General features: G+C 62.3%; 24 protein-coding genes. 10 read left to right on the top strand and 14 right to left on the bottom strand.

Annotation, left to right across the window (positions count from 1 at the left end; all coding sequences use genetic code 11):
• Nucleotides 1-26 precede the first annotated feature (26 nt).
• Together AO268_RS06960 and AO268_RS06955 are read right to left on the bottom strand one after the other, a co-directional pair.
• Nucleotides 27-776 carry a creatininase family protein gene (locus tag AO268_RS06960; RefSeq protein ID WP_099168243.1) on the bottom strand — a complete coding sequence of 250 codons (750 nt, stop codon included), beginning with the start codon at nt 774-776 and terminating at the stop codon, nt 27-29.
• A gap of 44 nt (nt 777-820) precedes the next feature.
• A complete protein-coding gene (locus AO268_RS06955) occupies nt 821-1,519 on the bottom strand; it encodes a murein L,D-transpeptidase catalytic domain family protein (RefSeq protein WP_099168242.1) in 699 nt (232 codons plus the stop codon).
• A 37-nt stretch (nt 1,520-1,556) separates the two neighbouring features.
• On the opposite strand from AO268_RS06955, the gene AO268_RS06950 reads away from it, so the two are divergent.
• A complete protein-coding gene (locus AO268_RS06950) occupies nt 1,557-3,122 on the top strand; it encodes a L,D-transpeptidase family protein (RefSeq protein WP_099168241.1) in 1,566 nt (521 codons plus the stop codon).
• A 138-nt stretch (nt 3,123-3,260) separates the two neighbouring features.
• On the top strand, nt 3,261-3,644 hold the full coding sequence (locus AO268_RS06945) for a hypothetical protein (RefSeq protein ID WP_099168240.1): 384 nt from the start codon (nt 3,261-3,263) through the stop codon (nt 3,642-3,644).
• Between the two features lie 6 nt (nt 3,645-3,650).
• Here the strand turns inward: AO268_RS06945 and AO268_RS06940 are convergent, their stop codons facing one another.
• The 4 genes from AO268_RS06940 to AO268_RS06925 form a co-directional block, all read right to left on the bottom strand.
• Entirely contained in the window at nt 3,651-4,769 is a 1,119-nt protein-coding gene (locus AO268_RS06940) for an acyl-CoA dehydrogenase family protein (protein WP_099168239.1), read from the bottom strand.
• Between the two features lie 21 nt (nt 4,770-4,790).
• Entirely contained in the window at nt 4,791-5,579 is a 789-nt protein-coding gene (locus AO268_RS06935; protein WP_099168238.1) for a GNAT family N-acetyltransferase, read from the bottom strand.
• A 209-nt stretch (nt 5,580-5,788) separates the two neighbouring features.
• Nucleotides 5,789-6,967: a PAS domain-containing sensor histidine kinase gene (locus AO268_RS06930; protein ID WP_099168237.1), complete on the bottom strand. Its 1,179-nt coding sequence runs from the start codon at nt 6,965-6,967 to the stop codon at nt 5,789-5,791.
• A complete protein-coding gene (locus AO268_RS06925) occupies nt 6,957-7,772 on the bottom strand; it encodes an alpha/beta fold hydrolase (RefSeq protein ID WP_099168236.1) in 816 nt (271 codons plus the stop codon). Before AO268_RS06925 ends, AO268_RS06930 begins: the two co-directional genes overlap by 11 nt.
• 132 nt (nt 7,773-7,904) lie before the next feature.
• Here AO268_RS06925 and AO268_RS06920 point away from each other — a divergent pair, with 132 nt between their 5' ends.
• Entirely contained in the window at nt 7,905-9,122 is a 1,218-nt protein-coding gene (locus AO268_RS06920) for a TPM domain-containing protein (RefSeq protein WP_099168235.1), read from the top strand.
• A gap of 41 nt (nt 9,123-9,163) precedes the next feature.
• The gene (locus AO268_RS06915; RefSeq protein ID WP_099168234.1) at nt 9,164-9,568 is read left to right on the top strand and encodes a DUF488 domain-containing protein; all 405 of its coding nucleotides are present in this window, start codon (nt 9,164-9,166) and stop codon (nt 9,566-9,568) included.
• Here AO268_RS06915 and AO268_RS06910 read toward each other — a convergent pair.
• Together AO268_RS06910 and AO268_RS06905 are read right to left on the bottom strand one after the other, a co-directional pair.
• Nucleotides 9,544-10,062 (bottom strand): GNAT family N-acetyltransferase, encoded by a 519-nt coding sequence (locus AO268_RS06910; RefSeq protein WP_099168233.1) that lies wholly within the window; start codon nt 10,060-10,062, stop codon nt 9,544-9,546. The two genes, AO268_RS06915 and AO268_RS06910, sit on opposite strands and share 25 nt — an antisense overlap.
• A gap of 7 nt (nt 10,063-10,069) precedes the next feature.
• On the bottom strand, nt 10,070-10,672 hold the full coding sequence (locus tag AO268_RS06905; protein ID WP_099168232.1) for a response regulator transcription factor: 603 nt from the start codon (nt 10,670-10,672) through the stop codon (nt 10,070-10,072).
• Between the two features lie 113 nt (nt 10,673-10,785).
• On the opposite strand from AO268_RS06905, the gene AO268_RS06900 reads away from it, so the two are divergent.
• Nucleotides 10,786-12,399: a hybrid sensor histidine kinase/response regulator gene (locus AO268_RS06900; RefSeq protein ID WP_099168231.1), complete on the top strand. Its 1,614-nt coding sequence runs from the start codon at nt 10,786-10,788 to the stop codon at nt 12,397-12,399.
• Here AO268_RS06900 and AO268_RS06895 read toward each other — a convergent pair.
• Nucleotides 12,389-12,724 (bottom strand): hypothetical protein, encoded by a 336-nt coding sequence (locus tag AO268_RS06895; protein ID WP_099168230.1) that lies wholly within the window; start codon nt 12,722-12,724, stop codon nt 12,389-12,391. The two genes, AO268_RS06900 and AO268_RS06895, sit on opposite strands and share 11 nt — an antisense overlap.
• Nucleotides 12,725-12,915: 191 nt before the next feature.
• Here AO268_RS06895 and AO268_RS06890 point away from each other — a divergent pair, with 191 nt between their 5' ends.
• Entirely contained in the window at nt 12,916-13,386 is a 471-nt protein-coding gene (locus AO268_RS06890) for a GNAT family N-acetyltransferase (protein WP_099168229.1), read from the top strand.
• 171 nt (nt 13,387-13,557) lie between these two features.
• Here the strand turns inward: AO268_RS06890 and AO268_RS06880 are convergent, their stop codons facing one another.
• Nucleotides 13,558-14,028 (bottom strand): copper chaperone PCu(A)C, encoded by a 471-nt coding sequence (locus AO268_RS06880; protein ID WP_099168227.1) that lies wholly within the window; start codon nt 14,026-14,028, stop codon nt 13,558-13,560.
• Entirely contained in the window at nt 14,028-14,633 is a 606-nt protein-coding gene (locus AO268_RS06875) for an SCO family protein (protein WP_099168226.1), read from the bottom strand. Before AO268_RS06875 ends, AO268_RS06880 begins: the two co-directional genes overlap by 1 nt.
• A 329-nt stretch (nt 14,634-14,962) precedes the next feature.
• Between AO268_RS06875 and AO268_RS06870 the strand changes: the two genes are divergently transcribed.
• The 3 genes from AO268_RS06870 to hemN all read left to right on the top strand — a co-directional run bounded on the left by AO268_RS06870 (nt 14,963) and on the right by hemN (nt 18,186).
• Nucleotides 14,963-15,406, top strand: coding sequence for a hypothetical protein (locus tag AO268_RS06870; RefSeq protein WP_099168225.1), 444 nt, complete (start codon nt 14,963-14,965; stop codon nt 15,404-15,406).
• An 82-nt stretch (nt 15,407-15,488) separates the two neighbouring features.
• Nucleotides 15,489-16,814, top strand: a complete 1,326-nt coding sequence (locus tag AO268_RS06865; protein WP_099168224.1) for a coproporphyrinogen III oxidase — start codon at nt 15,489-15,491, stop codon at nt 16,812-16,814.
• On the top strand, nt 16,801-18,186 hold the full coding sequence (gene hemN, locus AO268_RS06860) for an oxygen-independent coproporphyrinogen III oxidase (protein WP_257154351.1): 1,386 nt from the start codon (nt 16,801-16,803) through the stop codon (nt 18,184-18,186). Before AO268_RS06865 ends, hemN begins: the two co-directional genes overlap by 14 nt.
• A gap of 44 nt (nt 18,187-18,230) precedes the next feature.
• Here hemN and AO268_RS06855 read toward each other — a convergent pair whose 3' ends face one another.
• Genes AO268_RS06855 through AO268_RS06845 form a run of 3 tightly spaced genes read right to left on the bottom strand, consistent with a single transcriptional unit; the run spans nt 18,231 to nt 21,519 of the window.
• On the bottom strand, nt 18,231-19,070 hold the full coding sequence (locus AO268_RS06855; protein WP_099168222.1) for a metal-dependent hydrolase: 840 nt from the start codon (nt 19,068-19,070) through the stop codon (nt 18,231-18,233).
• Nucleotides 19,070-19,966, bottom strand: coding sequence for an SDR family NAD(P)-dependent oxidoreductase (locus AO268_RS06850; RefSeq protein ID WP_099168221.1), 897 nt, complete (start codon nt 19,964-19,966; stop codon nt 19,070-19,072). Before AO268_RS06850 ends, AO268_RS06855 begins: the two co-directional genes overlap by 1 nt.
• A complete protein-coding gene (locus AO268_RS06845; protein ID WP_099168220.1) occupies nt 19,963-21,519 on the bottom strand; it encodes a flavin-containing monooxygenase in 1,557 nt (518 codons plus the stop codon). The genes AO268_RS06850 and AO268_RS06845 overlap by 4 nt, the downstream gene beginning before the upstream one ends.
• 301 nt (nt 21,520-21,820) lie before the next feature.
• Between AO268_RS06845 and AO268_RS06840 the strand changes: the two genes are divergently transcribed.
• On the top strand, nt 21,821-22,819 hold the full coding sequence (locus AO268_RS06840; RefSeq protein WP_099168219.1) for an alpha/beta fold hydrolase: 999 nt from the start codon (nt 21,821-21,823) through the stop codon (nt 22,817-22,819).
• Nucleotides 22,820-22,959: the final 140 nt, after the last annotated feature.

Below are 22,959 nucleotides of genomic sequence, written 5' to 3'. Positions count from 1 at the left end.
TTTATTGTGTGCCTGTGTCGCAAGCGTCAGTTGGGCGTGGCTTCACGGCTGAAGGCTTCAACCGCTGCTACCAGCCCCCTGGCCGCCAGGGCTACCAGTTCACCGCCTTTCTCCGGGGTTGCCAGGGCCGGGTCGGAGCCCATGCGCCCGTCCGGGTGGCGGGCGCGGAAGTCCTGGGCCTCGCGAATCGGGCCGGAGGGGGCAATTTTTGGCGAGTAGTCCGCCGTCTTGATCGAGTCGGGGTAAGCCCACTGGGTAATCGCGATCTCCGAAGGGGTGGCATGGGTGCCATGCCCTGTGGGGAATTGCGCCCGGGCCAGTTCGCCCACGCCTTCCAGGTCCCACCAATTGCATAGTTTCAAGGCGAAGCCGGCGGGGCGGCGGGCGAAGCTGGCTTCGGCGTACAGCTCGGAAAAGGCCGCTTCAATGGTGGCGATATTGCCGCCATGGCCATTGAGAAAGAGGATTTTCTCAAAGCCATGGGCCGCCAGGGAACGGGTCCAGTCACCAATGGCGGCGATAAATGTCGACGGGCGCAGGGAGAGGGTGCCGGGGAACCCGAGGTGGTGCTGGGCCATGCCGATGTTGAAGGTAGGGCCGACCAGGATGTCGGCGCCTTTTTGCGCGTGATGGGCAATGATTTCCGGGCACATCCAATCGGTGCCCAACAGGCCGGTGGGGCCGTGTTGTTCGTTGGAACCGATGGGAATCACCACGGTGCGGCTACGGTCGAGAAATTGGCCAATCTCGATCCACGTTGACTGGTGCAAAAGCATTTGAAGTTCTCTCTCTGGTCAGGCTCGGCCCTCCAGATACTACCTCAACCGGCGCTGGCGATCTGGCGCGGCTTGCAATTGAGGTAGGCCGAGGACTTCAGCCAGCGCTGGTCGGGGTACCAGGAGAACATGAACTGCCCATCCTTGAGCTTGTCCACCACCTGGCGTGCCACTTGCGGGCGCACGGCGGGGCAGCCCTGGCTGCGGCCAATGCGGCCTTCACGCTTGCTCCACAGGGGGCTGACGTAGTCGGCGGCATGGATCACGATGGCGCGGTCGCGGGCCTGGTCATTGAAGCCCGGCTCCAGGCCGTCCATGCGCAGCGAGTAGCCATGGGTGCCCTGGTAGCTTTCCTGGGTGCGGAACAGGCCGAGGCTGGATTGATGGCTGCCCTCGCTGTTGGAGAACTGGGTGGCGAAGTTTTCCCCGGATTTTTGCCCGTGGGCCACCAGGTCGCGCAGTACCAGCTTTTTCTGGCGCAGGTCGAAAATCCACAGGCGACGGGCGGTTGAAGGTTGCGAGTAGTCGATCACGGCCAGGCGTTCGGCGCGTTCCTGGCCGTTATTGACGGCACACTGCATGGCACCGAGGGCGCTTTTAAGGACTGCGGGATTGAGTTCTGGAGCCGAGCGCGCCAGGCTGCTATACAAGGCATGAGGTTTGGCATTCTCTGCGAAGGCACCCGTACAGAACGCGGCCAGGGTGGCGGCGATCAGGCCGAGTCGGCAGTCAATATTCAGCATGTATATAGCATCTCCGCCGTAGATTGGAGCTAAGCCCTTGTTCAAAAAACACGCATGTTACTTGAGCCTTTGCTTGCTCGTAGCACCATTGGTCGCCATGGCCGATGAAGTGCCGGTCGAACCGTCAAACCCAGTACAGCTGGCACTTGGGCAGTTGTCGAGCGTTTGCCCCGGTTTGGCGACCCAGCTGGATACACCGGCCGAGCTGCGGCTGCAGGCTTTTTACCAGCAACAGGGCAATATCGCCCTGTGGTCGGAGGACGCACGGCGCACGGCGTTGCAGGGCCAGTTGCAGTTGCTGGCCGACGATGGCCTGGACCCGGCGCACTATCGGCTGCCCGACGTGGCGGCCAGCCGCAATGTCCTGTGCACTGACTTCGAAACCAGCCAGCACTACCTGCAAGCCTTGCATGACGTGCACTATGGCCGCTTGCAGCAGGCTCATTACGAACCGTTGTGGCATGCCCAGCCGCCCAGCGAGGACCCGGCCGTCGCCGTGCTGGCCCTGGCCACCGCCGGGCTTGCCGACATGCCGGCAGCCTTCGAGCGGGCCCGGCCCAGTGCCGAGCTGTACCGCAGCCTGCGCGCCGCCTACGCCACGCAACGCCGGCAACCCTTGCCCCAGTGGGGCGTGATTGCCGACGGCCCATTGCTGCGCCCCGGCCGCGAAGACCCGCGGGTGCCAGCGTTGGCGCGGCGCCTGGTCAGTGGCGGCTACCTGGCGAGCGTGCCCAAGGGCCATCAATACGGCGATGACCTGGTGGCGGCCGTGAAGCGCTTCCAGGCCAGCCATTCGTTGCAAGCCGACGGGGTGATCGGCGCGGGCACGGTGGCCGAGCTCAACGTCAGCCCGGCGGTGCGCCGCGAGCAACTGCGGGTCAACCTCGAACGTTTTCGCTGGCTGGCCCAGGACCTGGAGCCCGATGGCATCCTGGTCAACGTCGCAGCCGCGCAGTTGAGCGTCTACCAGGGCGGCATCCCCGTGTGGCAGACCCGCTTGCAGGTGGGCCGCGCCGAACGGCAGACGCCGCTGCTCAAGTCGCGCATCACGCGGTTGACCCTCAACCCCACCTGGACCATCCCGCCGACCATCATGCGCGAGGACAAGCTGCCAGCCATCCGCCTGAACCCGGAGTACTTGCGCCAACAGAACCTCAAAGTGCTCGACAGCGAGGGGCGCGCGCTGTCGCCCGAGCAGGTGGACTGGTCGCACCCCGGCAATATCCTCCTGCGCCAGGACGCCGGCCCGCGCAACCCGCTGGGCAGGATTGTCCTGCGCTTCCCCAACCCGTTTTCTGTGTACCTGCACGACACGCCCAGCCAGCCGCTGTTCAGCAAGGGGCCGCGGGCGTTCAGCTCGGGTTGTGTGCGGGTAGAACAGCCGATGTTATTACGCGATCTGTTGGTGAGCCCGGAGGAAAAGGCGCGGACCGAGGCGCTGCTGGCGACCGGGCTGACCCATGAGTTCCGCCTGGCCACGCCGGTGCCGGTGTTGCTGGGGTATTGGACGGTGCAGGTGGATAGCCAGGGGGCCTTGCTGTACGCGCCGGATATTTATGGCCGCGATGGCGTGTTGTTGAAGGCCCTGGGCGCGGTCCTGTAGGCGTCGGCTGGCCATCGATCACTCCAGGATGAGACGCCGTTGGCATCCCTGAACGAATAGCCATCAGCTATTTCTTAAATATTCAAGAAACCAACCCGACTTGCCGACGTGATGGGTACATACCCAGGAGCGTTCAATATGAGCAGTCAACATGTGGCAGTTGGTATCAGCCTGTTTCTTGCGCTCGCCAGTGGTGGCGGCCAGGCGGCGACGCCCCTGGCCCAGGGCGTTATCCAGTTTCGCGGCAGTATCGTCGAGGCAACCTGCGAGGCAGGGGACCGAACGGGATCCACATTGGCCCTGAGCGGCTGCCCGATGCCGGCATCCCCGGGCAACATCAGCGCCTATAGCGTTGAACCGGTGCGTACGCTCAGTGCGCCGGACCACTCGCCCGTCAAGGTCAAGCTGGTGACCGAGACGGTCGGCAACGGCGGTTACTACAATCGCCAATACCGCTTGAGCGATGGGGCGGGCAAGCTGTTGCGCTCAGGGGCTTACCTGGTGACGCTGACTTACCCATAAGTCAGGTTAGCCGAGCTGCTCACACAGGAAGTGCGTGCTGGCAAGCCTGGATGTCGGATGGAATGCCATCAAACCAGTGGCAACCCTTAGATAGGCGACATCCTCGCTGGACATAAAGGCCATGCCGCCCAGAATTTCAAAGGCGCGAGTGCTGATGCGGTTCACGGCTTCCTGGATAGAGAACCGGGTTGCTTGCGCTCGCGCCAAGTCACTGCGCAAGAACCGGTTGTCGTCAATCGAAGCCGCCAGGCCACGCAACGCCATGGTGGCGCCCTGCTGATCAATGAGCAGCAGGGCTCGATCATCTGGCGAGCCTTTATTGCCTGCCAATGCACGTGCTGCCAAGGCCGATGCCATCCCCAGATAGGAAGCGCTGGCCAGCAGTTGAAACCAGATGGCGAACAAATGGTTGCCGGTTCCTTGTTGCGCATCATCGAGTTGATCATCGATGGCGGTGCTGAAACACATCATGGCTTCAGGAACCAGCAAGTTATTGAACGTAACTTCGTGGCTGTCTGCTGCTTGCAGATACGGCACGGACCAGAATTTTTTCCGCTCGATACTCGGGTCTTCGGCAAACCCCACACCGATGCCGATTTGGGTCTGGCCTTGAGGGTCCAGGTAGTTGACGCCAAAAGTAATGACGTCGAAGTGATGGGTCATTGTGCAAGGTTTCTTGCTGCCGTTGACAAGGTAGCCGTCGAGGGTTTTTTCCACGGCCATTGTCGATTCTGAAATATGCGTATTTGTACGCCCTTCGGCAAACCCAGAGGCCACTAGTAAGTTATCGCGCGCAATCAAGCCCAGCAGACCCTGAATATCCGGAAAGAAATGCCTGGCAGCCATCATCCCGGCGACAGTGTGGTGATGCATGGTCATCATAATTGCCAGGGAGGGGCAATGTGCGCCGACCCATGTGTGCAATTGCGCCATGCTCAGCGCGCTGGCGCCAGCTCCACCGAGTTCTTTGGCAATGGTGAGTGCGGGCTGGCCGACTCTTTGCAACATATCGGCTAACCGTTGCGACTCTCCACGCTCAAAATCAAGAAGCGAGGTTGTTTCAAGACACAGGGCCATTTCCGGTATTAGCTCAAAGGCAGTGGTTCTTTCTTCTTGTAAAAACATATTGATTTGGCTCTTTAAGGTTTAGGGTAGTTGTGCTGTCTTGTCTGTTTTTAAATAATGACGCGCGTAACGGCTATCCAACTTGGACAGCGGCAACAACATAAAGAAGTCCGCAGTATTAAACTCAGGGTCCCACGCGGGTTCGCCGCACACCCAGGCGCCACTACGCAAATAGCCTTTTAACAGTGGCGGCATCTGTGGCACATGCCCGGCATTGCGCTCATGCAAGGGGAATGGATTGTGTGGGGTGACGCGATATTCGCTGGGGGCAAAGTTTTGCGCAGTGAAAGCGTGACATAACGCCGAGGCATTGTGGCCACCGTCCGCCAAGCTCACACTGGCGCACCCCACCAGGTAATCACAGCGTTCACGTTGCATATAGGTGGCCAGGCCTGACCATAACAACATGATGACGCTGCCGCTGCGGTAATCCGGGTGCACGCAGGCATGGCCCGCTTCGATAATGCGCTGCTGTAAAAGATTTATCCGACTCAGGTCAAATTCCTGTTCGCAATAGTAATATCCAATACGTTGGGCGACAGTCGGACTCATCAGCCTACAGGTGCCAACTATTTGTGAGGTTTTAGTATCGCGTACAATCAAATGGTCGCAATAATCGTCAAATTCGTCGGTATTTAATTCGTCGGTATTGCTCAGTTTGGATAGGCGGAAAGTATCGATGAATACGCTGTAGCGCAGGCGCTGTATTTCCCGTATTTCTTGCCGCGTACTGGCGAGAGTCACAATTAATTTTGTGTGTTTTGGATTTGCGCCTGAATGACTGTCACTGGAAGATTTTGGTAGTTGCATGCGACTTCCATTTAGGTTTTTAGTTAAGCCTGTCTAAGAGTGTCTTGGATAATAACGTGCCATTTTGAATGGACGGCATAAGGAAAGTCTGAAGCACTCAGGAGAACATGCGCTAATAAATAACGAAGATTAGGAGGGGTTGAAGCAAACATGAACGAATGCGGTTTCATTGCGCATGGTGTGCTCCATTATTGCGTTTTTTCGCGCGGTCAACACTTGTGCAAATGAGGCGCCTGGAAGCACACAGTAAACGTGGTACCGCTACCCACCTGGGAGCTGACCGCCACATCCCCACCATGGGCCTTGGCGATTTCCCGCACGATAAACAACCCCAGCCCGACGCTGCGTACGTCGCAGCCCTGGTCGGTGCCTCGGGTCATGGGCTCAAACAACACGCCCATCAGCGAGTCGGCAATCACCGGCCCATGGTTGTGGACCGAGAGGCTCGGCCCATCGTGGTTCAACTGTGAGGTAATGGTGATCGGCTGTTGCAGGTCGCCATAGGTCACGCTATTGGCCACCAGGTTGCCGATGATTTGCTGCAGGCGGTCACCATCCAGGCAGGTCTCGCCAGCGCCTATGGGGTGATGCACCAGGGTGGCGCGGGGAAAGGCCACCCGCAGTTCATCCACCGCGCGCTGGGTGACGTCATGCAGGTCCAGCGGGTTGGGGCTTACGCCGATGCCAACGCCGACCCGTGCCTGGGTGAAGTCCAGCAGGTCGGCGATCATCCGCTGCGCGCGTTCCGATGACTGGCCGATATGGCCAATCAATTGGGTTTCCTTGGCGGTGCGCTCGCCACGGGCGAGAAAGTCGGAGGCCATCTTGATCGCGGTCAGTGGGTTTTTCAGGTCATGGCTGACGATGGCGACCATCTGCTCGGCAAACTGCGCCCGGCGCTGTGCCTTGATATAGGCCTGGTTGAGCTCGGCCTGGGCTTGCTGGAGGGCGGTCTGGGCCGCGGTCTTTTCCAGCAGCAGGGCTTCGGCCAGCTTGCGTGCGTTGAGCAGCTCGCGCTCGTACTTGTCGCGGTCGGTGGTGCCGAACAGGGCCAGTTCATGCCGTACGCCGCTGGGGTGGTCGCGCTTGACGGCATTGAGCAGGATTGTCACGGCATGGCCGTCACGATGGCGCAGGTCGAGCTTGACCTCGGCGATACTGCCTTGCATCTGCATCAGCGGTGCAAGGTGGGTTTGGTGGAAAATCCGCCCGCCCATGGTCAGCAGGTCCTGGAAACGCCGCCCGTGCAACTCGTGCGCCGCCATGCCCAGCCAGTCGCAGAAACAGCGGTTGACCCGCAGGAGGGTGCCATCTTCGGCGGTGACGGCCAGCGCACAGGCGGCACCGTCGAACAGCGCCTGGGAGTCGGGCAGTTCGTCAATCGGCATGGGCAACGGTCCATGGCAGCAGGAAGCTCTCCATCGCCGCCGCGCAGGCCGGTGCCGCGCTCATATGAGGGCAATGGCCCACATTGTCGATCAGGCCGTAGGTGCTGTGGGGCAATACGCGGTGCAGGTACTCGCCCACGCACACCGGAGCGATCAGATCATCGGTCGATTGCAGGATCAGCGTGGGGGTGGGCAGGCCCGCGATATCGGCGCGGTTATCCGAGAGGAACGTCACCCGCGCAAAGTGCTTGGCGATCTCGGGCTCGGTGCGGCAGAAGCTGTTGGTCAGCTCTTCACTGAGCGCCGGTTGCCCCGGCGCGCCCATGATCATCGGGGCCATGGTGCTGGACCAACCCAGGTAGTTGCTGTCGAGGGTGTCGAGCAGCGACTGGATATCGTCGGGCTTGAATCCGCCCACGTAGTCGTCGGTGTCGATATAGCAGGGGGAGGGGCCGATCATCACATGGGCGGCGATGCGCCCGGGCGCTGCGCGGTCGGCCAGGGTGCCGATCATGGCGCTGACCGAGTGTCCCACCAGAATCACCGGGCCACTGGCGTACTCATCGATGATCTGGTTCAGATCAGCGGCGTAACCGCCCAGGGTGGCATATTTGTCCCTGTCGTAGGCCGCAGGGTCTGACAGGCCGGCCCCGACCAGGTCATACAGCACCACGCGAAAACGTTCGACGAAATGGGGCAGCAGGTCATTCCACATGGCCTGGTTGCAGCCAAAACCGTGGGAAAACACCAGGGTCGAGGCGCCGTTGCCCATCACGTTGACGTTGTTGCGATGGCGAAGGTCCATGGGCGCGCTCGTAATGGCGTGTTGCTATGAGGGTTTGCCGTCAGTTTAGAGAGTCAACCGCAGGGGGTCACTCGATATAGCGTTGATAGGGTAAAGTCGGCGCCTTCAGGATGAAACGTCAGGTAACAAAGTATGCGGCAGTTTTTACGGCAATCGGCCTTGGGCCTGCTGGTCATGGTGTTCACCGCGCTGGCCCTGGCCGAAACGGCGCCGCCAGGGTTGGCGAATGTGGCGCTGAACCAGCGGGTGATCGACCTGACCCACACCCTGGACACGGCGACCCAGGAGCGCCTGAGCGCTCAACTGGCCGACCTCGAACAGCGCAAGGGCGCGCAGATTGCCGTGATGCTGCTGCCGAGCACGGGGGACACTGACATCGAAGCGTTCGCCACCCAACTGTTGCGCGCCTGGAAACTGGGGCGCAAGGGCATCGACGACGGTATTTTGCTGCTGGTGGCCAAGAACGACCGCACAGTGAAGATCGAAGTCGGTTACGGCCTGGAAGGGGTGGTCACGGACCTGTTGAGCCACCGGATTATCACGGAGCAGATGACCCCGGCGTTTCGCCAGGGCGATTACGCCGCCGGTGTGCAACATGCCGTGGATGCCCTGAGCGTGCTGGTCGAGGGGGGGGATTTGCCGGCCGTGGACGATACCCGGGAAACGGTGGATGAGTCGGCGGCGTTGCTGGCGTTGATCTTCGGCGCGGTTGGTGGCGTGCTGCTGGCCTCGGGCAAGTTGCATTGGCGACGCGGCCTGATCGCCGCCCTGGGGCTGAGCGTGCTGCTGACGGCGCTGGCCGCGATCAATGGCAAGGCCTGGCCCTTTTATTTGCTGGCGCTGCCGTTTTGCATGTCCATCAGCGCGGCTATCTTCGGCGCCTTGTGGCAGGCCAGGGTGGTGTTTTATTGCGTCTTGGGGCTGATGGCCTACAGCGTCGGCCTGGGGCTGGTGGATCACTACCTGACGCAAGTGTCCTTTATGAACTGGCTGGCCTGGCCGCTGGCCGCGCTGGTGGTGCTGGGCCTGTACCTGATCCTGTTCGCGGTGATGAAAGCCGCCTGGAAACACAGTCGGCTGGGGTTCTGCGTGCAATCGGCGATGGTGCTGGGGGTGTATGGCGCGGCGGGGTACATGCTGGAGATGGGGCTTGATGGCTGGCTGTTCGCCTTGCCCATCAGCTCGTTCGCGGCGCTGTTCATCTATGGTCAGGGGACGGGCGGATCGAGCTCAGGCTCCAGTTCCAGCGACCGCTCCAGTTCCAGCTCAAGCTCAAGCTCAAGCTCAGGTGGCGGGTTTTCCGGCGGCGGCGGCTCCAGTGGCGGCGGTGGGGCTTCGGGGAGTTGGTGAGGCTATGCTGAACAGATGTCGTTGCCCATGAGTCGCCCACCATGATCCAGTGCAAGCGTGCCTACACCCCTGCCAGGCCGGACGACGGTACGCGTATCCTGGTGGACCGCCTATGGCCGCGCAACTGTCGCAAGGACTCCCTGGTGCTGGATGAGTGGCTGCCGGACGTGGCGCCCAGTACCGGGCTGCGCAAGGCATTCAAGTCCGGCGGGCTGAACTTCGCGCAGTTTTCCAAGGCCTATCGCCAGGAACTCGCAGCCCGGCCGGGCGCCTGGTGGAAACTGGTGGATATCGCCCAGGCCGGTACGCTGACGCTGGTCTACTCGGCCCACGACCAAGTGGCCAACAACGCCGTGGTCCTTGCCCAATGGCTGGAAGACGAGCTGGATCGGCGCGGGGAGGGGAGTTCGCCCGTGTGCTATCAGTCGGACTTTCCCGGGCAGTAAGGCCCCTGGAGCCGCATCACCATCTCATGCCAGGCCATGCCGCCATGGTCAGATGTCGAAGGTTGCACATACCCATACCCCATCCGCTGATACAACGGCACATGCTGCTCCTTGCACATCAGGTGGAGGGCCTGCTTGCCCATCCCGCGCATGCGCTGCACAAAGGCCGTCATCAAGTGCGTGGCGTAGCCCTGGCCCTGGTGCGCCGGGTCCACCACCACCGACATGATCACCACATTCGGCGCATCCGCCACATGCCCCACCAACTCCTTGAAGGCCTCATCCGACATCACCACTTCATGGGCGCAACCGCAGTTGATAAAACCCACCACTTGGCCGTCCGCTTCCAGGATCAGGAAGCCCTCCGGGTACAGGGCGATCCGCGTGGCGATCTTCTCCAGGGTCGCGGCTTCATCACCCTCGTAGGCGCTGGTTTCGATCGCATAGCAGCGGGCGGCGTCTGCCGGGGTGGCAACTCTGACTTGGGTGTTCATGCAGTACCTATAGAGGGGGGCTGTATTTGACGGCCGCCGCTGCCCGCGATGGCACGTTCAGGCTTTTCAACAACCCTGACACATGGATGCGCACGGTAAACGGCGAAATATCCAGGGCCTTGGCGATTTCCTTGTTGGTCTTGCCTTGGGCGATCAGCCGCAAGACCTCTTGCTGGCGCGTGGTCAGGGTGTTGGTGTCCAGGGGCAGTAGCCCCGAGGGGGCGAACTTGACCAGTACTTCGCCCTGGCGGATGGCGAGCAGGGCCTGGCCGATTTCGTCGGGGGCGATGTTTTTGCCGATAAACCCATCGGCGCCCAGGGCCATCACCTGTTCGATCAACACGGGGTCATCGACCATCGACACCACGATCAGCGTGGTGCGCCGCAGTTGCTGGCGCAGTTCGCCCAACTGGCTGATGCAGGTCAGGCCGGGGAAGCGCAGGTCGAGGATCAGGGTGTCGACTTCGCTGCCGCTCTTGAGCATCTGCAGCACTGTATCCAGGTCGCCGGCCTGCTCCACGCGGGCTTCGGGCAGCAGGCGTTGCACGGTGCGCAGCATACCTTCGCGAAACATGGGGTGGTCGTCGGCGATGATGATCCGGCATGTCATGGTGTGTTGCTCCCTGGGGCCAGGTTGTCCTGTGGCGTGCTACTTTAACACTCCGCTCGCCGCCTGCCTGCCGGTGCGGCGGATCTGACGAAGACCGTACAAGGATGTTGCCCATGAAGTTCGTGAAAGACGCCGAACTGGACCAAGCCAACCTGCGCATTGTGGTCGCCGCTATCGCCATTGTTTACATCAGCCTGCTGGGCTTTTTGCCAGGGCAGTCGCTAGACACCTACCTGCCGGTGATCCTGTATATCGTACTGTTCCTGTTGGCCTCCATCGTGCTGCGCCAGGTGATTGCCCGCTGGCCCGGGCATTACCCGGCGCGCCGGGTGTTCGGCATGATCCACGACTACACCGGCACTTCGTTCGGCCTGGTGGTGGGCGGTGAGGCGGCGTTGCCGCTGTATGCGGTGATGGTCTGGGTCAACCTGGGCAATGGCATGCGCTATGGCTCGCGCTACCTGGCGATTGCCACGGGCCTGGCGTTGCTGGCGCTTCTGATTGTGTATCGGCTGACCCCGCTGTGGCAGGCGCAGCCGTTTATGGTGCTGATGCTGATGATCACCAGCACGGTGATCCCGATCTACGCCCACCTGTTGCTGGAGCGCACGCGCAAGGCGTCCGAAGAGGCCATCGCCGCCAACCTGGAAAAGTCGCGCTTTCTCGCCCAGGCCAGCCATGATCTGCGCCAGCCCATCCACTCCATCGGCCTGTTTACCGCCTGCCTGCGCGAAGCGCGCTTGGGCGATGAAGAACGACGCCTGGTGGACAATATCGACCGTTCGTTGCTCAACGTCTCGCAGTTGTTCCGCTCCATCCTCGACCTCTACACCCTGGACAACGGCCAGTTACTGCCCAAATACCAGGTTGTGCACCTGGGGGAGTTGCTGGCGGATTTGCTGCGCCAGAACACCGAAGCCGCCCGCTGGGCCGGGGTGGAACTGCGCCTGCGCCCCAGTGCCCACTGGGTGCGGGTGGATCCGGCACTGCTCACGACCATGGTGCAGAACGTGCTCTCCAATTGCTTCAAGTACGGCGGCCAGCGCCCGGTGCTGATCGGCGTACGCCAGCGGGGCGGCGAGGTGAGGGTGGAGATTCACGACCAGGGACGGGGGATTGCCGAGGAGCATCTGCCCCGGGTGTTCGAGGAGTTCTATCGCGTGCGCCAGTTGCGCGACAAGGACGTTGAAGGCGTCGGCCTGGGCTTGTCCATCGTCAAGCGCCTGGGGCTGTTGATGGGCATGGATGTGGCTCTGCGCTCGCGGGTGGGCCATGGCACCTCCGTCAGCCTGCGCGGCTTGCCCCTGGCGCCCGCGCCCCATCAACCCCTGGTGCGCGATGATGCACGCCAGGCCGGGTTGTTGACCGGCTTGAAAGTGTGCCTGGTGGAAGATGACCACAACGTGCTGCTGGCCACCCAGGCCTTGCTGGAGCGTTGGGGGTGCGAGGTGCAGGCGCAATTGAGCGGGCATGACCTGGTCAGCGATTGCGACATCATCGTCGCCGACTATGACCTGGGCAACCATGCCACCGGTATCGAGTGCATTGACCAACTGCGCGCCCAGCGCGGCGTAGCGGTGCCGGCGTTGATTCTGACCGGGCATGATGTGGAGAAGATCCAGGCGGCGCTGCACGACCGGCAGATCGCCATTTTGTCCAAGCCAGTGCGCCCCGCTGAACTACGGGGCACCCTGCGCGACCTCAGCCAGGGGGCTGTTACTGGTTGAACGGCGTCAACCCGTTACCCCGGGCACCCTTGGGTTGGCAGTAGGCGGCGGGCTTCATCATGCCGAAGCTGGCCACGGCAAACATCCCGCCGCTGGCACCGCTGGGCACGGAGCAGTTGTAGTCACCGGAAGCGGTACTGGCGATGTAATAGGTGGTCATGGAATCGCTGCGCACATTGGACACACGCTTGACCGGCTCGCCGAGGTTGGTTTCTGAAAGGGTCTTGAGGTGGTCTTCGGTGGGCTTGATATTGCTGCAACCGGCAACGCCGATCATCAGGGCGCCCAGCAGAGCGAGGCGGGTGACAGGGGAGTGCAGTTTCATGGCGCGTCTTCCTTGGGGTTGTTTGGGTGTTTTCAACGCACAACGATCCCTTGCACGGCGGGTTCGACGTGCTGGCGGGGAGCATTGGGGTGCCGGGGAATATAGCGCCGGGGGCCTGTCGGGTCGATTAGCACAAGTGTGCTAGTGGCACATTGAGGTCACGGTAAACAGGTTTATTCAGGGAGATTCACATGCTGCAAATCAGACGCGCCACCCTCGACGACGGCCCCATCGCCTTCGATATCCGCCTGCAGGCGATCCGCAGCCAATGCATCGGCGCCTACACCGCCGAGCAGATGCTGACCTGGACTCGTGGCGCGGCCGAGGACGGCTATACCGCGCTGATGGCCAAGCCGTTCTACCTGGGGTGCGTCGATGGCGAGCCGGTCGCCACTGGTATGCTCGACCCGGGCCCTCGGGAAGTAGGGGCACTGTTTGTGCTGCCTGGTTTTATCGGCCGCGGGTTTGGTGGGCAGATGCTTGAGCACCTGGAGCAAGTGGCGCTGGAGCTGGGGATTGAGGCGGTGGTGCTGGACGCCACGTTGAATGCCGCGCAGTTCTATCGCAGCCGGGGTTATGAAGGCTGTGAACAGTCCATCTATCATTCACCGACGGGGCTGGAGCTGGCGTGTGTGCCGATGGTCAAGCGCCTGGCTGTTTGAGCGTCCGGCCAGACCCTGTTTGTGGTGTGGCCAAAACTCTATGCCCGGCCAAGATCCCTTGTGGGAGCGGGCTTGCCCGCGATAGCGGTGGCTCAGCCTGCACATTCGGTGACTGACCCACCGCCATCGCAGCGATGCGGCGATCCGACAAGCCCGCTCCCACCCTCAGGATCAGTGGTTCATATGATGGCCGTCAGCACTGTTCAGGCTGCGGGCCGGTGCCTGGACTTCGATGGTCTGCTTGTCACCCTTGGCATCTTCCACGGTCAGGGTCAGTGGCACCTGGTCGCCTTCCTTGATCTGCCCCGTCAGGCCCATCAGCATCACGTGATAACCCTCGGGGTCGAGCTTCACCGCCTGGCCGGCCGGCAGGGCCACGGCGTCCACCGGGCCCATGCGCATGACGTCGTCCTTCATGCTCATTTCATGAATCTGCACATCCTTGGCCACCGGCGACTTGACGCTCAGCAGCTTGCTATCGCTGTCGGCGGTGAGGGTCATGAATGCCCCGCTCGAATGCTGCCCCGGTACGGTGGCGCGGGCCCAGGCGTCGCTGACCTGGGTCTGGGCGTTGGCGTGGGCGGCCAGGCCCAGCAGGGACAGGCCGAGGGCGATGCGCTTGAGGGTGTGGACAGCAGTCATTAGCAGACCTCCATGACGGTGAGCAGGTCTTCTGCGCACTCTTTGGCGTTAAGGGATGCCGACAGGCCCAGGCGCAGGTTGCTGCGGGTGTCGAACACAAAGCTGGTGGCGGTGTGGGACAGGGTGTAGGTGTCGCCGGCGGGGATTTTTTCATAAAAGATCCCGAATTCCTTGGCGGCCACGGCGATTTCTTCCGGGGTGCCATAGAGCGCTTCAAAGCTGGGGTCGAAGGCCTTGACGTAGGCGTCGAGCACCTGGGGCGTGTCGCGTTCCGGGTCCAGGGTGATAAAGATCACCTGCATGATTTCGCCGTCGCGGCCCATCAGTTTCTTGGCTTGGGCCATGCGCGCAAGCGTGGTGGGGCACACGGCCGGGCACTGGGTGAACCCGAAGAACACCACCGGCATCAGGCCGCGGAACGAACTCAGGGTCACGGTTTCGCCAGCGGTGTTCTTGAGCTTGAACGTGCGGCCCATGATCTTGTTGCTCAGGTCCTTGCCGTACTTGAAGTTCAGCTTGGGGCCGGTGTCGCAGCCGCTCAACAGACCCAGGCCCAGCAGGCCCATCCCGGTAAGGACCTTGCGACGGGTAAATAACGTACTCATGAAGTGGGCGTCCCGTGAAGCGCCTGACGGCTGCGCATAACAGGTCAGTCAGGCTTTGAAAAGCGGTGAACAGGCAGGGTGGGTAGTCTACCGGCCTTGATCATGCTTGATAATCTGCGACGTTCTGCCACAGGGGCGATGGCCACCTTACCAGCCAGGGCGCTGATTGCGTCTGTGGCACACTGTCGCAGACACCATGAAAGGCCCGTGGCACAAGGCTTGGGGCAAATGTTTCAACGATTATCAGGGCCCTTGACCCGTATCAAGGCAGCGTCCCCCCGCCCTGGGGCACAGTCACGCTACACGGACCGGCCCACTGTGAGGCGCTGATGCTCTATCTCCTGTTCCTGCTGGCCCATCTGTTCGCCGCGCTGATGTTTATCGGCACGGTGTTCTTTGAAGTGTTGATCCTTGCCAGTGTGCACAAGCAACTGCCGGCCCGCGTCATGCTGCTGGTGGAGCAGGGCATTGGCCGTCGCGCCAGGGCCTTGATGCCATGGGTGCTGCTGGTGCTGTTTGGCGCCGGTATCGGCATGGTCTGGTTGCGTTACCTGCCAGTGCTGGCCGCGCCGTCGAGCTCGGCATTCGGTGCCTTGCTGACCCTCAAACTGATCCTCGCCGCCAGTGTGCTGATGCATTTTTTGCTGACGGTGTGGTTGATGCGCCGCGGGCAGGTCAGCGCGGCCTATCTGCGCTTTGTCCATCTGAGCCTGTTCTGCCATATGGTCGCCATTGTGTTGCTGGCCAAGAGCATGTTCTACATCACCTGGTAAGCGCCGGCGCTTGATGCATATCAAGGTGCGCTGTCCGGTCGCACCGCACAATGAGCCACCGTAGCCAGACCCGGAGGCCGTCATGCTCACTGTCATTCATCCCGCCCGCGAGTGGCGCCTGCGCCGTGACCAAAGCGTGCTGGACCAGGGCCAGGTCGACATCGGCAAATTCCATCCGGGTATCGGCTCCCTCGACCTGCTGCGCGCCTTGCGCAGCAGCCGTCAGCGCCAGCGCCCCCTGGCGCTGAACCTGCAATGGCCGGCAGGCCTGGTGACGGATGATTACCTGCGCGCCCTGGAGCAGGAAATCCACCTGGTCGGTTGCCACGTGGGCGGCCGGCAACCGGTGGACCAATTCCATCTGGGCGGCACCACCCCGGCGATTGCCGACCTGCAACGGCTAATGGCGCACTTGCGCAGTCGCCTGCACTTTCTGGAGCACGACCAGGGCGACTACAGCCTCGACCTCGACCCGTTGCACACCGACTGGGCGACCATGGGCCTGCTGCGGGACCTGGGGTTCAACCACATCAATATCGGCGTGCCGGACGCCAGTGCCGAAGCCGCGCCGTCGGTGGCCGGCTACCAGGACCCGGCGCCGATCCAGTCGCTGATCGACGCGGCGCGCACCTTCGGCTTTCGCTCGGTGAATGTCGACCTCGGTTATGGCCACGCCTGGCAGACCTGCGACAGCTTTGCAGCCAAGCTGGCCAGCCTGATCGCCCTGGAGCCGGACCGCCTGCAAGTGTTCGATTATGCCCAGGCGCCCCGGCGCTACCAGCAGCAGCCACCGCGTGCGTTGTCATCGAATGCCGACAAATATGGCATGCGCCGCATCGCCTGGCAGCGCCTGGACGCCGCCGGCTATCACTATATTGGCCTGGGCCAGTTCGTGCGTCCCGATGACGACCTGGCACTGGCCCAGGAGCGCGGGCGCCTGAGCCGCAATTGCCAGGGCTTTACCCGGCACGGCTACTGCGACCATATCGGCTTCGGCCTGGGCGCCATCAGCCAGCTCGACACCCTGTACGCGCAAAACACCGAGGACCTGGCGCGCTATCGCCAGCAGTTGGACAGCGACCTGCTGCCCACCGCCCGCGGCTGGCGCTGCGAGGCCGGCGACCAGATCCGCCAGCACGTCATGGAGCGCCTGGCCTGTGACCTGGAGTTGGATATCCAGGCCCTGGAGCGCCGCTATGGGGTGATTTTCCCCCGCTACTTTTCGGCGATCTGGCCGCTGCTGGAGCATCTGCACCAGGACGGCCTGATTGATCTGTCCGAGCGCTTCCTCTGTGTACTGCCAGCGGGCCGGCAGCGGGTCGAAGCTCTATGCGCACTGTTTGACCGGGCAGGCAGCGCGGTTCCCCCTTGCTCCAACGATGAGACCATCGATCATGAAAGCGTTTGAGTTCAACCGCGCCCTGGTGCAGAAATACGACCGCCCGGGGCCGCGCTACACCTCGTACCCGACCGCGCCGCAGTTTCACTCAGCCTTTGCCCTGGACGATTACCAGCAAGCGGTGGCGGCCAGTAACCATGGGGTGGCACCCAAGGCGCTGTCGGTGTACATCCACGTGCCGTTCTGCCAGAGCCTTTGTTACTACTGCGGTTGCCACAAGATCATCACGCGCAAGACCCATCGCGCCGTGGAATACCTGGGCTACCTCAAGCGCGAAATCCAGATGCAGGCGGCGCTGTTCGACCGCGCGCGGCCCCTGACCCAGTTGCACCTGGGCGGCGGTACGCCGACCTACCTCGACGATGGGCAACTGGCCGAATTGATGGCGTGCCTGGCCCAGGGCTTCAGCCTGGATACCAGCGACCGCCATGAGTTTTCCATTGAAGTGGACCCGCGCACCATCAGTGTCGAGCGCATCCACAACCTGCGCGCACTGGGCTTCAATCGCCTGAGTTTTGGCGTGCAGGACTTTGATGCCGCTGTGCAGGCGGCGGTCAATCGCGTGCAGAGCGAGGAGCAGATCGTGCAATTGGTCCGGGCGGCGCGTGAGGCGCGGTTCAAGTCGATCAGTGTGGATTTGATCTACGGCCTGCCATTGCAGACTGTGGCCAGTTTCGACGTGACCCTGGCCAAGCTAATTGCCCTGCGCCCGGACCGCGTGGCGGCCTACAGCTATGCGCATTTGCCCACGCAAATCCGCGCCCAGCGCATGATCCGCCCCGAAGACATGCCCCCGCCGGAGCGCAAGCTGGAATTACTGGAATTGACTATTCGCCGGCTGACCGAGGCCGGTTATGTGTATATCGGCATGGACCACTTCGCCTTGCCCGACGACGAACTGGCCCTGGCCCGGGCGAATGGCACCTTGCAGCGCAACTTCCAGGGCTACTCGACCCATGCCGATTGCGACCTGATCGGCCTGGGCGTCTCGGCCATCGGCAAGGTGGGCGACAGCTACAGCCAGAGCGTCAAGGAGTTGTCCCAGTACTACGCGCGGATCGACGCCGGGTTGTTGCCGGTGCAGCGCGGCTACCGCCTGAACGCTGATGACGTGCTGCGCCGCGACGTGATCAACGGCTTGATGTGCCATGGGCGCATTGATTTTGCCGGGGTCGAGGCCGGGCATGCGATCCGTTTTACCGAATACTTTGCCCATGCGCTGTCACAGTTGGATGAGCAAGTGGCGGATGGTTTGCTGCATGTCGAGGACGATGGGGTGCAGTTGCTGCCCCAGGGGCAACTGATGGTGCGCAGTGTGGCGATGGCCTTTGATGCGTACTTGGGCGGGGAGCAGAAGGGCCAGTTTTCGCGTACGGTCTGAGCCGTTGGCGTGCTGCAGGAGCCGGCAAGCCGGCTCCTGCAAGGCTACGTTCCGGCAACCGAGTTGGTGCGCTCCACTTCTTCCACCAGCTTATCGATCCCTTCCAGTCGCACCCGGTTATCGTGATCCCACGGATGAAACCCCGGCTTGAAATAATGCAGCCACGGCCGCGCCATGCGCGGGAACACGCCCTTGGGTCCGTAGAGAAACTTCAGCATCCGCCAGAACCCCTTCAGATGCCCGCCCGCACGGCGGTCGGCGATCAGTAGGCGCAGGTGGAAATCAAACACCACCAACCAGAAAATCACCGTCGTGGACAACATGGCCCCGGTGCGCAGCAGATATCGCCCGGGCCCGGGCTTGATCACGCTGTTCCACACATCGAAGGCCACGGCTTTGTGTTCCGTTTCCTCCAGGGCATGCCAGTACCACATTTGCTGGTAGCCCTTGAGCGAATCGCCAAAGCGGGTGGGGTCGCTGAGCAGGATTTCCGCGAGCATCGCCGTGTAGTGTTCCAGGGCGATGGTCACCGCCAGGTTGAAGGCCGGCGGCAGGTGCTTCTTTTGCAGGTCGAGGAACATTTTCAAGCGCCGGTCGAGCAGATGGGCCGGCAGCCCGGCGGCTTGCAGCAGGTCGTTATAGGCCACGTGCTCACGGCTGTGCATGGCTTCCTGGCCGATAAAGCCCTGGATCTCCTTTTTCAACGCCGGGTCGTCGATGCGCTGGCGATAGTGGCGCACGCTGTCCATGAAGAACAGCTCGCCCTGGGGAAACAGCAGCGACAGGGCATTGAAAAAATGCGTGATAAACGGGCCTTGCTCGTGCCAGTCCTTGATGCGTTCGGCGGGCAGGGTGAAATGCAGGTCGCGGCGAATGGGCAGCATTATGGCGACTCCTGTTCAGAGAGGGGGTTGGGCAGCGGGGCTTTGCGCTGTTTGGGGGCCATGCGCCGGCTGGCAAACACCACCAGTGCCTGGTAGGCCGCCGGCAGGCAGCGCGCGAGCCAGTCCAGGGCGTAGGCATCGCGGCCGATCAGCACGCGGCGTTTGTTTTTGCGCACGCCTTGCAGGATCACCTTGGCGGCCTGGTCGGCGTCGGTGATAAACAGCTTCTCGAAGTCGGCGCGGGCCTGTTGTTCGCTGTGGATCAGGAACCCGGTCATATTCGCGTCGATCCGGCTGCTGCGGCAGATGTCGGTACGGATCCCGCCGGGGTGTACGCAAGTGGCCGAGACCCCGCTGCGTTGCAAATCCAGCTCCTGGCGCAGGGCTTCGGTAAAGCCGCGCACCGCGAACTTGGTGGCGTTGTAGCCGCTCATGCCGGGCTGGGCGAACAGGCCGAACACACTGGAGGTGTTGACCACATGCCCGTCGCCGCTGGCCTTGAGGTAGGGCAAGAAGGCCTTGGTGCCGTAGACCACGCCCCAGAAGTTGATGCCGACGATCCACTCCAGGTCGGCATAGTCCACGCCTTCCACGGTGCTCGACAGGGCCACCCCGGCATTGTTGAAGATCAGGTTGACCTGGCCATGCTCGGCCGCGCAACTGGCCGCCCAATCCTCCATGGCCTGGCGGTCGGCAACATCCAGCTCCCGGGAGGTCACGCGGATCGGCGCCAGGGTGCTGCGCTGGATCAGCTCCACGGTTTGTTGCAGCCCGGCCTGGTTCTTGTCTGCCAGGGCCAGGTGGCAACCCTCGCGCGCCAGGGCCAAGGCCAAGGCGCGGCCCATGCCGGACGCGGCACCGGTGATGGCCGCCACACGGCCATTGAATGACTTCATGACAGGCTTCCTTCTGCGGTGGCATGGGGTGGTGTGACGGTGCGCAGTGTGGCGCCGGCTACCTGTGGGGTGGCTTGATAATCACGCAGGGCGAACTGACGGGTGATTTGTTTGAAGCGCCAGGTCGAACCGGGCCACAACGTGGTGTTTTTGCCGGTACGCGGGTCGAGGTACCAACTGCGGCAGCCGCCGGTGTTCCAGATGGTGCGCTGCAGTTTTGCCTGGATTTGCTGGTTGTAGGCGCGTTCTACTGCTGGCTTGACCTCTACCGTGGCGATTTGCTGGCGGCGCATCTGTTGCAGCGCGTCGAGGATGTAGGTGACTTGCGCCTCGATCATCAGAATCATCGAGTTGTGGCCCAGGCCGGTATTGGGCCCGACGATCAGGAACAGGTTCGGGTAGCCCGGCACGGTGGTGCCCTTGTAGGCATGGGCGCCGTCGTGCCAGGCGTCCATCAAGTCGATGCCGCCGCGCCCGATGATGCAGTCGCGGGGCAGGGGATCGGCGGCCTGGAACCCGGTGCCGAAGATCAGGCAGTCGGCCGGGTGCTTGATGCCATCGGCGGTGATCACCCCATCGGCCTCGACCCGCAGCACAGGCTCGGTGACCACCTCGACATTACTGCGCGACAGCGCCGGGTAGTAGTCATTGGAGATCAGCACGCGCTTGCAGCCGATGGTGTAGTCCGGCCGCAACACCTTGCGCAGGGAAGGGCGCGCCACCTGTTTGTGCAGGTGGCGCAGGGCGATTTTCTGCACCACTTTCATCAGGCGCGGGTGCAGCGCAAACCCCACCACCCGACCTTCCAGGGCCCAGTAGAGGGCCCCGCGCACCAGGCGCTGGGTGAACGGCAGATGTTTGAAGGCCCAGCGTTCAACCGGTGAAATGGGGCGGTCGGGCTTGGGCATGATCCACGGCGGGGTGCGCTGGAACAGGTCCAGGTGCGCCACCTGCGGGGCGATCTGCGGCACGAACTGGATGGCACTGGCGCCAGTGCCAATCACCGCCACGCGTTTGCCCTTGAGTGAATAGTCATGGTCCCACTGCTGGGAGTGAAAGCGCTTGCCCTTGAAACTGTCCAGCCCCGCAATATCCGGCAGCGCCGGGCGGGACAGGCCGCCCATCCCCGACACCAAGACCCGCGCACTGACCTGGCGCCCATTGCTGAACTGCAACTGCCAGCGTTGCAGTTGCTCATCGAATACAGCCTTTGTAAGCCCCATGCCAAAACACAGGTACGGCGCCAGTTCAAAGCGCTGCGCACAGTGTTCCAGGTAGGCGCGGATTTCCGCCTGGGGGGCGAACTGCCGGGTCCAGTCGGGGTTGGGCGCAAAGGAAAACGAATAGACGTGGGATTGCACATCGCAGGCGCAGCCCGGGTAGTGGTTGTCGCGCCAGGTGCCGCCCAGGGCGTCGGCCTGTTCGGCAATGAAAAAGTCGTCGAGCCCGGCCTGCTTGAGTTTGATCGCCATGCACAGGCCGGCAAAGCCTGAGCCAATGATCGCGATATCCACGCAATCTGCCGGGCCGCCCGGCTGGGTAGAGGCATTCATAGGGTGTCCCTCGTGGGCTGTAGGCGCCTTACGGGTATTGACATCGGATGTGCTCCTTTTTTGTTTTTGGCTTTTAGATAGAACACCATTGCAAAGAAAAATTGTATTTATTATTTTAAAAAAGATTATTAAATAATCTACCTGAAAATGTCGTCTACGCTAGAACCTTGTCCTTTATGTGCGATTTGTCCGACGGACGAACGCTTTACGCACGCAGTTGAAGTCCAGGGTGTGGACGATAGCTGAGGTCTTGACCAATACCGGTCGGATCGCCAGCAGCAGGGAAGCAGAGGACCGAGCTATGGCTGTCGAATGGGTTGTCGCTGCGGCTGTGTTTATTGCTGTCAGTGCGCTGTTGTGGGGCTTGAGTGCCTGGATGACGCGCCGTATCGAAGCGGTTGTTCCAAGCAACGGGCGCTTTCTGGAGGTCGATGGCGAGCGCTTTCATTATGTAGACGAGGGCAAGGGCCCGCCGTTGGTGATGATCCACGGCCTGATGGGCAGCAGTCGCAACCTGACCTATGCCTTGTCGGCGCAATTGCGCGAGCACTTTCGGGTGATCACCCTGGACCGCCCCGGCTCAGGCTATTCCACCCGTCACACAGGCACCGGCGCCGACCTGCCAAGCCAGGCCCGGCAAGTGGCGACCTTTATCCAGACCCTGGACCTGGGCCAGCCCCTGGTGCTGGGGCATTCCCTGGGCGGAGCGATCTCCCTGGCGCTGGCCCTGGACCATCCCCATGCGGTCTCCGGGCTGGTGTTGGTGGCACCCCTGACCCATCCCCAGCGCATGCTTCCCCTAGTGTTTCTATCGTTGGCGGTGCGCCCGGCGTGGCTGCGGCGCTGGGTGTCGCGCACGCTGACGGTGCCCATCGGCCTGCTCAGCAGCGGCGCGGTGGTCAAGGGCGTGTTCGCTCCCGACCCGGCGCCGGCCGACTTCGCTACCCGTGGCGGTGGTCTGCTGGGGATGCGCCCCGACAACTTCTATGCCGCCTCCACCGAAATCGGCCTGGTCAACGATTACCTGTCGGAGATGGTCAAGCGCTATCCACAACTACGCCTGCCCATCGGCCTGATCTATGGCTCGCGGGACAAGGTCCTGGACTTTCGCAAGCATGGCCAGGCCCTGGCGGACAAGGTGCCGGGGCTGAAGCTGCAACTGGTCGAAGGCCGTGGCCATATGCTGCCCATCACCGCTACCGAGCGCGTGGCCGCCTTGGTCGAGCAGGTGGCCAAGCGCAGCAAGCCGGTGGCAAGCGCCACCGTCCTGCATCCGCCATTTGCGTTGGTGAGTAAATAATCGTGGGCCCCACGGCGTGGTCGAGAGTCGGTAACGCTTGCCCTAGGGAAACTCTGAAAAAGACTTTCTGATTTGGCAAAATACCGCGACCCCACCCACCGAGTTTCCCGATGAAGCAGATGACCTTCGCCGACGCCGAG

The organism is Pseudomonas sp. ICMP 8385 (genome assembly GCF_002699915.1).
GTDB lineage: Bacteria > Pseudomonadota > Gammaproteobacteria > Pseudomonadales > Pseudomonadaceae > Aquipseudomonas > Aquipseudomonas gessardii.
Note: the sequence above shows the minus strand (reverse complement) of the source record. Positions and strands in the feature narration are given on the sequence as shown.

What these genes read in the sequence shown, in the direction of transcription:
- AO268_RS06905 (WP_099168232.1), bottom strand. Translation starts at nt 10,672, where the DNA reads ATGACATGCCGGATCATCATCGCCGACGACCACCCCATGTTTCGCGAA.
- AO268_RS06840 (WP_099168219.1), top strand. Translation starts at nt 21,821, where the DNA reads ATGGCTGTCGAATGGGTTGTCGCTGCGGCTGTGTTTATTGCTGTCAGT.
- AO268_RS06940 (WP_099168239.1), bottom strand. Translation starts at nt 4,769, where the DNA reads ATGTTTTTACAAGAAGAAAGAACCACTGCCTTTGAGCTAATACCGGAA.
- AO268_RS06910 (WP_099168233.1), bottom strand. Translation starts at nt 10,062, where the DNA reads ATGAACACCCAAGTCAGAGTTGCCACCCCGGCAGACGCCGCCCGCTGC.
- AO268_RS06955 (WP_099168242.1), bottom strand. Translation starts at nt 1,519, where the DNA reads ATGCTGAATATTGACTGCCGACTCGGCCTGATCGCCGCCACCCTGGCC.
- AO268_RS06920 (WP_099168235.1), top strand. Translation starts at nt 7,905, where the DNA reads ATGCGGCAGTTTTTACGGCAATCGGCCTTGGGCCTGCTGGTCATGGTG.
- AO268_RS06865 (WP_099168224.1), top strand. Translation starts at nt 15,489, where the DNA reads ATGCTCACTGTCATTCATCCCGCCCGCGAGTGGCGCCTGCGCCGTGAC.
- AO268_RS06900 (WP_099168231.1), top strand. Translation starts at nt 10,786, where the DNA reads ATGAAGTTCGTGAAAGACGCCGAACTGGACCAAGCCAACCTGCGCATT.
- AO268_RS06845 (WP_099168220.1), bottom strand. Translation starts at nt 21,519, where the DNA reads ATGAATGCCTCTACCCAGCCGGGCGGCCCGGCAGATTGCGTGGATATC.
- AO268_RS06890 (WP_099168229.1), top strand. Translation starts at nt 12,916, where the DNA reads ATGCTGCAAATCAGACGCGCCACCCTCGACGACGGCCCCATCGCCTTC.
- AO268_RS06930 (WP_099168237.1), bottom strand. Translation starts at nt 6,967, where the DNA reads ATGCCGATTGACGAACTGCCCGACTCCCAGGCGCTGTTCGACGGTGCC.
- AO268_RS06945 (WP_099168240.1), top strand. Translation starts at nt 3,261, where the DNA reads ATGAGCAGTCAACATGTGGCAGTTGGTATCAGCCTGTTTCTTGCGCTC.
- hemN (WP_257154351.1), top strand. Translation starts at nt 16,801, where the DNA reads ATGAAAGCGTTTGAGTTCAACCGCGCCCTGGTGCAGAAATACGACCGC.
- AO268_RS06855 (WP_099168222.1), bottom strand. Translation starts at nt 19,070, where the DNA reads ATGCTGCCCATTCGCCGCGACCTGCATTTCACCCTGCCCGCCGAACGC.
- AO268_RS06915 (WP_099168234.1), top strand. Translation starts at nt 9,164, where the DNA reads ATGATCCAGTGCAAGCGTGCCTACACCCCTGCCAGGCCGGACGACGGT.
- AO268_RS06850 (WP_099168221.1), bottom strand. Translation starts at nt 19,966, where the DNA reads ATGAAGTCATTCAATGGCCGTGTGGCGGCCATCACCGGTGCCGCGTCC.
- AO268_RS06870 (WP_099168225.1), top strand. Translation starts at nt 14,963, where the DNA reads ATGCTCTATCTCCTGTTCCTGCTGGCCCATCTGTTCGCCGCGCTGATG.
- AO268_RS06935 (WP_099168238.1), bottom strand. Translation starts at nt 5,579, where the DNA reads ATGCAACTACCAAAATCTTCCAGTGACAGTCATTCAGGCGCAAATCCA.
- AO268_RS06875 (WP_099168226.1), bottom strand. Translation starts at nt 14,633, where the DNA reads ATGAGTACGTTATTTACCCGTCGCAAGGTCCTTACCGGGATGGGCCTG.
- AO268_RS06925 (WP_099168236.1), bottom strand. Translation starts at nt 7,772, where the DNA reads ATGGACCTTCGCCATCGCAACAACGTCAACGTGATGGGCAACGGCGCC.
- AO268_RS06960 (WP_099168243.1), bottom strand. Translation starts at nt 776, where the DNA reads ATGCTTTTGCACCAGTCAACGTGGATCGAGATTGGCCAATTTCTCGAC.
- AO268_RS06895 (WP_099168230.1), bottom strand. Translation starts at nt 12,724, where the DNA reads ATGAAACTGCACTCCCCTGTCACCCGCCTCGCTCTGCTGGGCGCCCTG.
- AO268_RS06880 (WP_099168227.1), bottom strand. Translation starts at nt 14,028, where the DNA reads ATGACTGCTGTCCACACCCTCAAGCGCATCGCCCTCGGCCTGTCCCTG.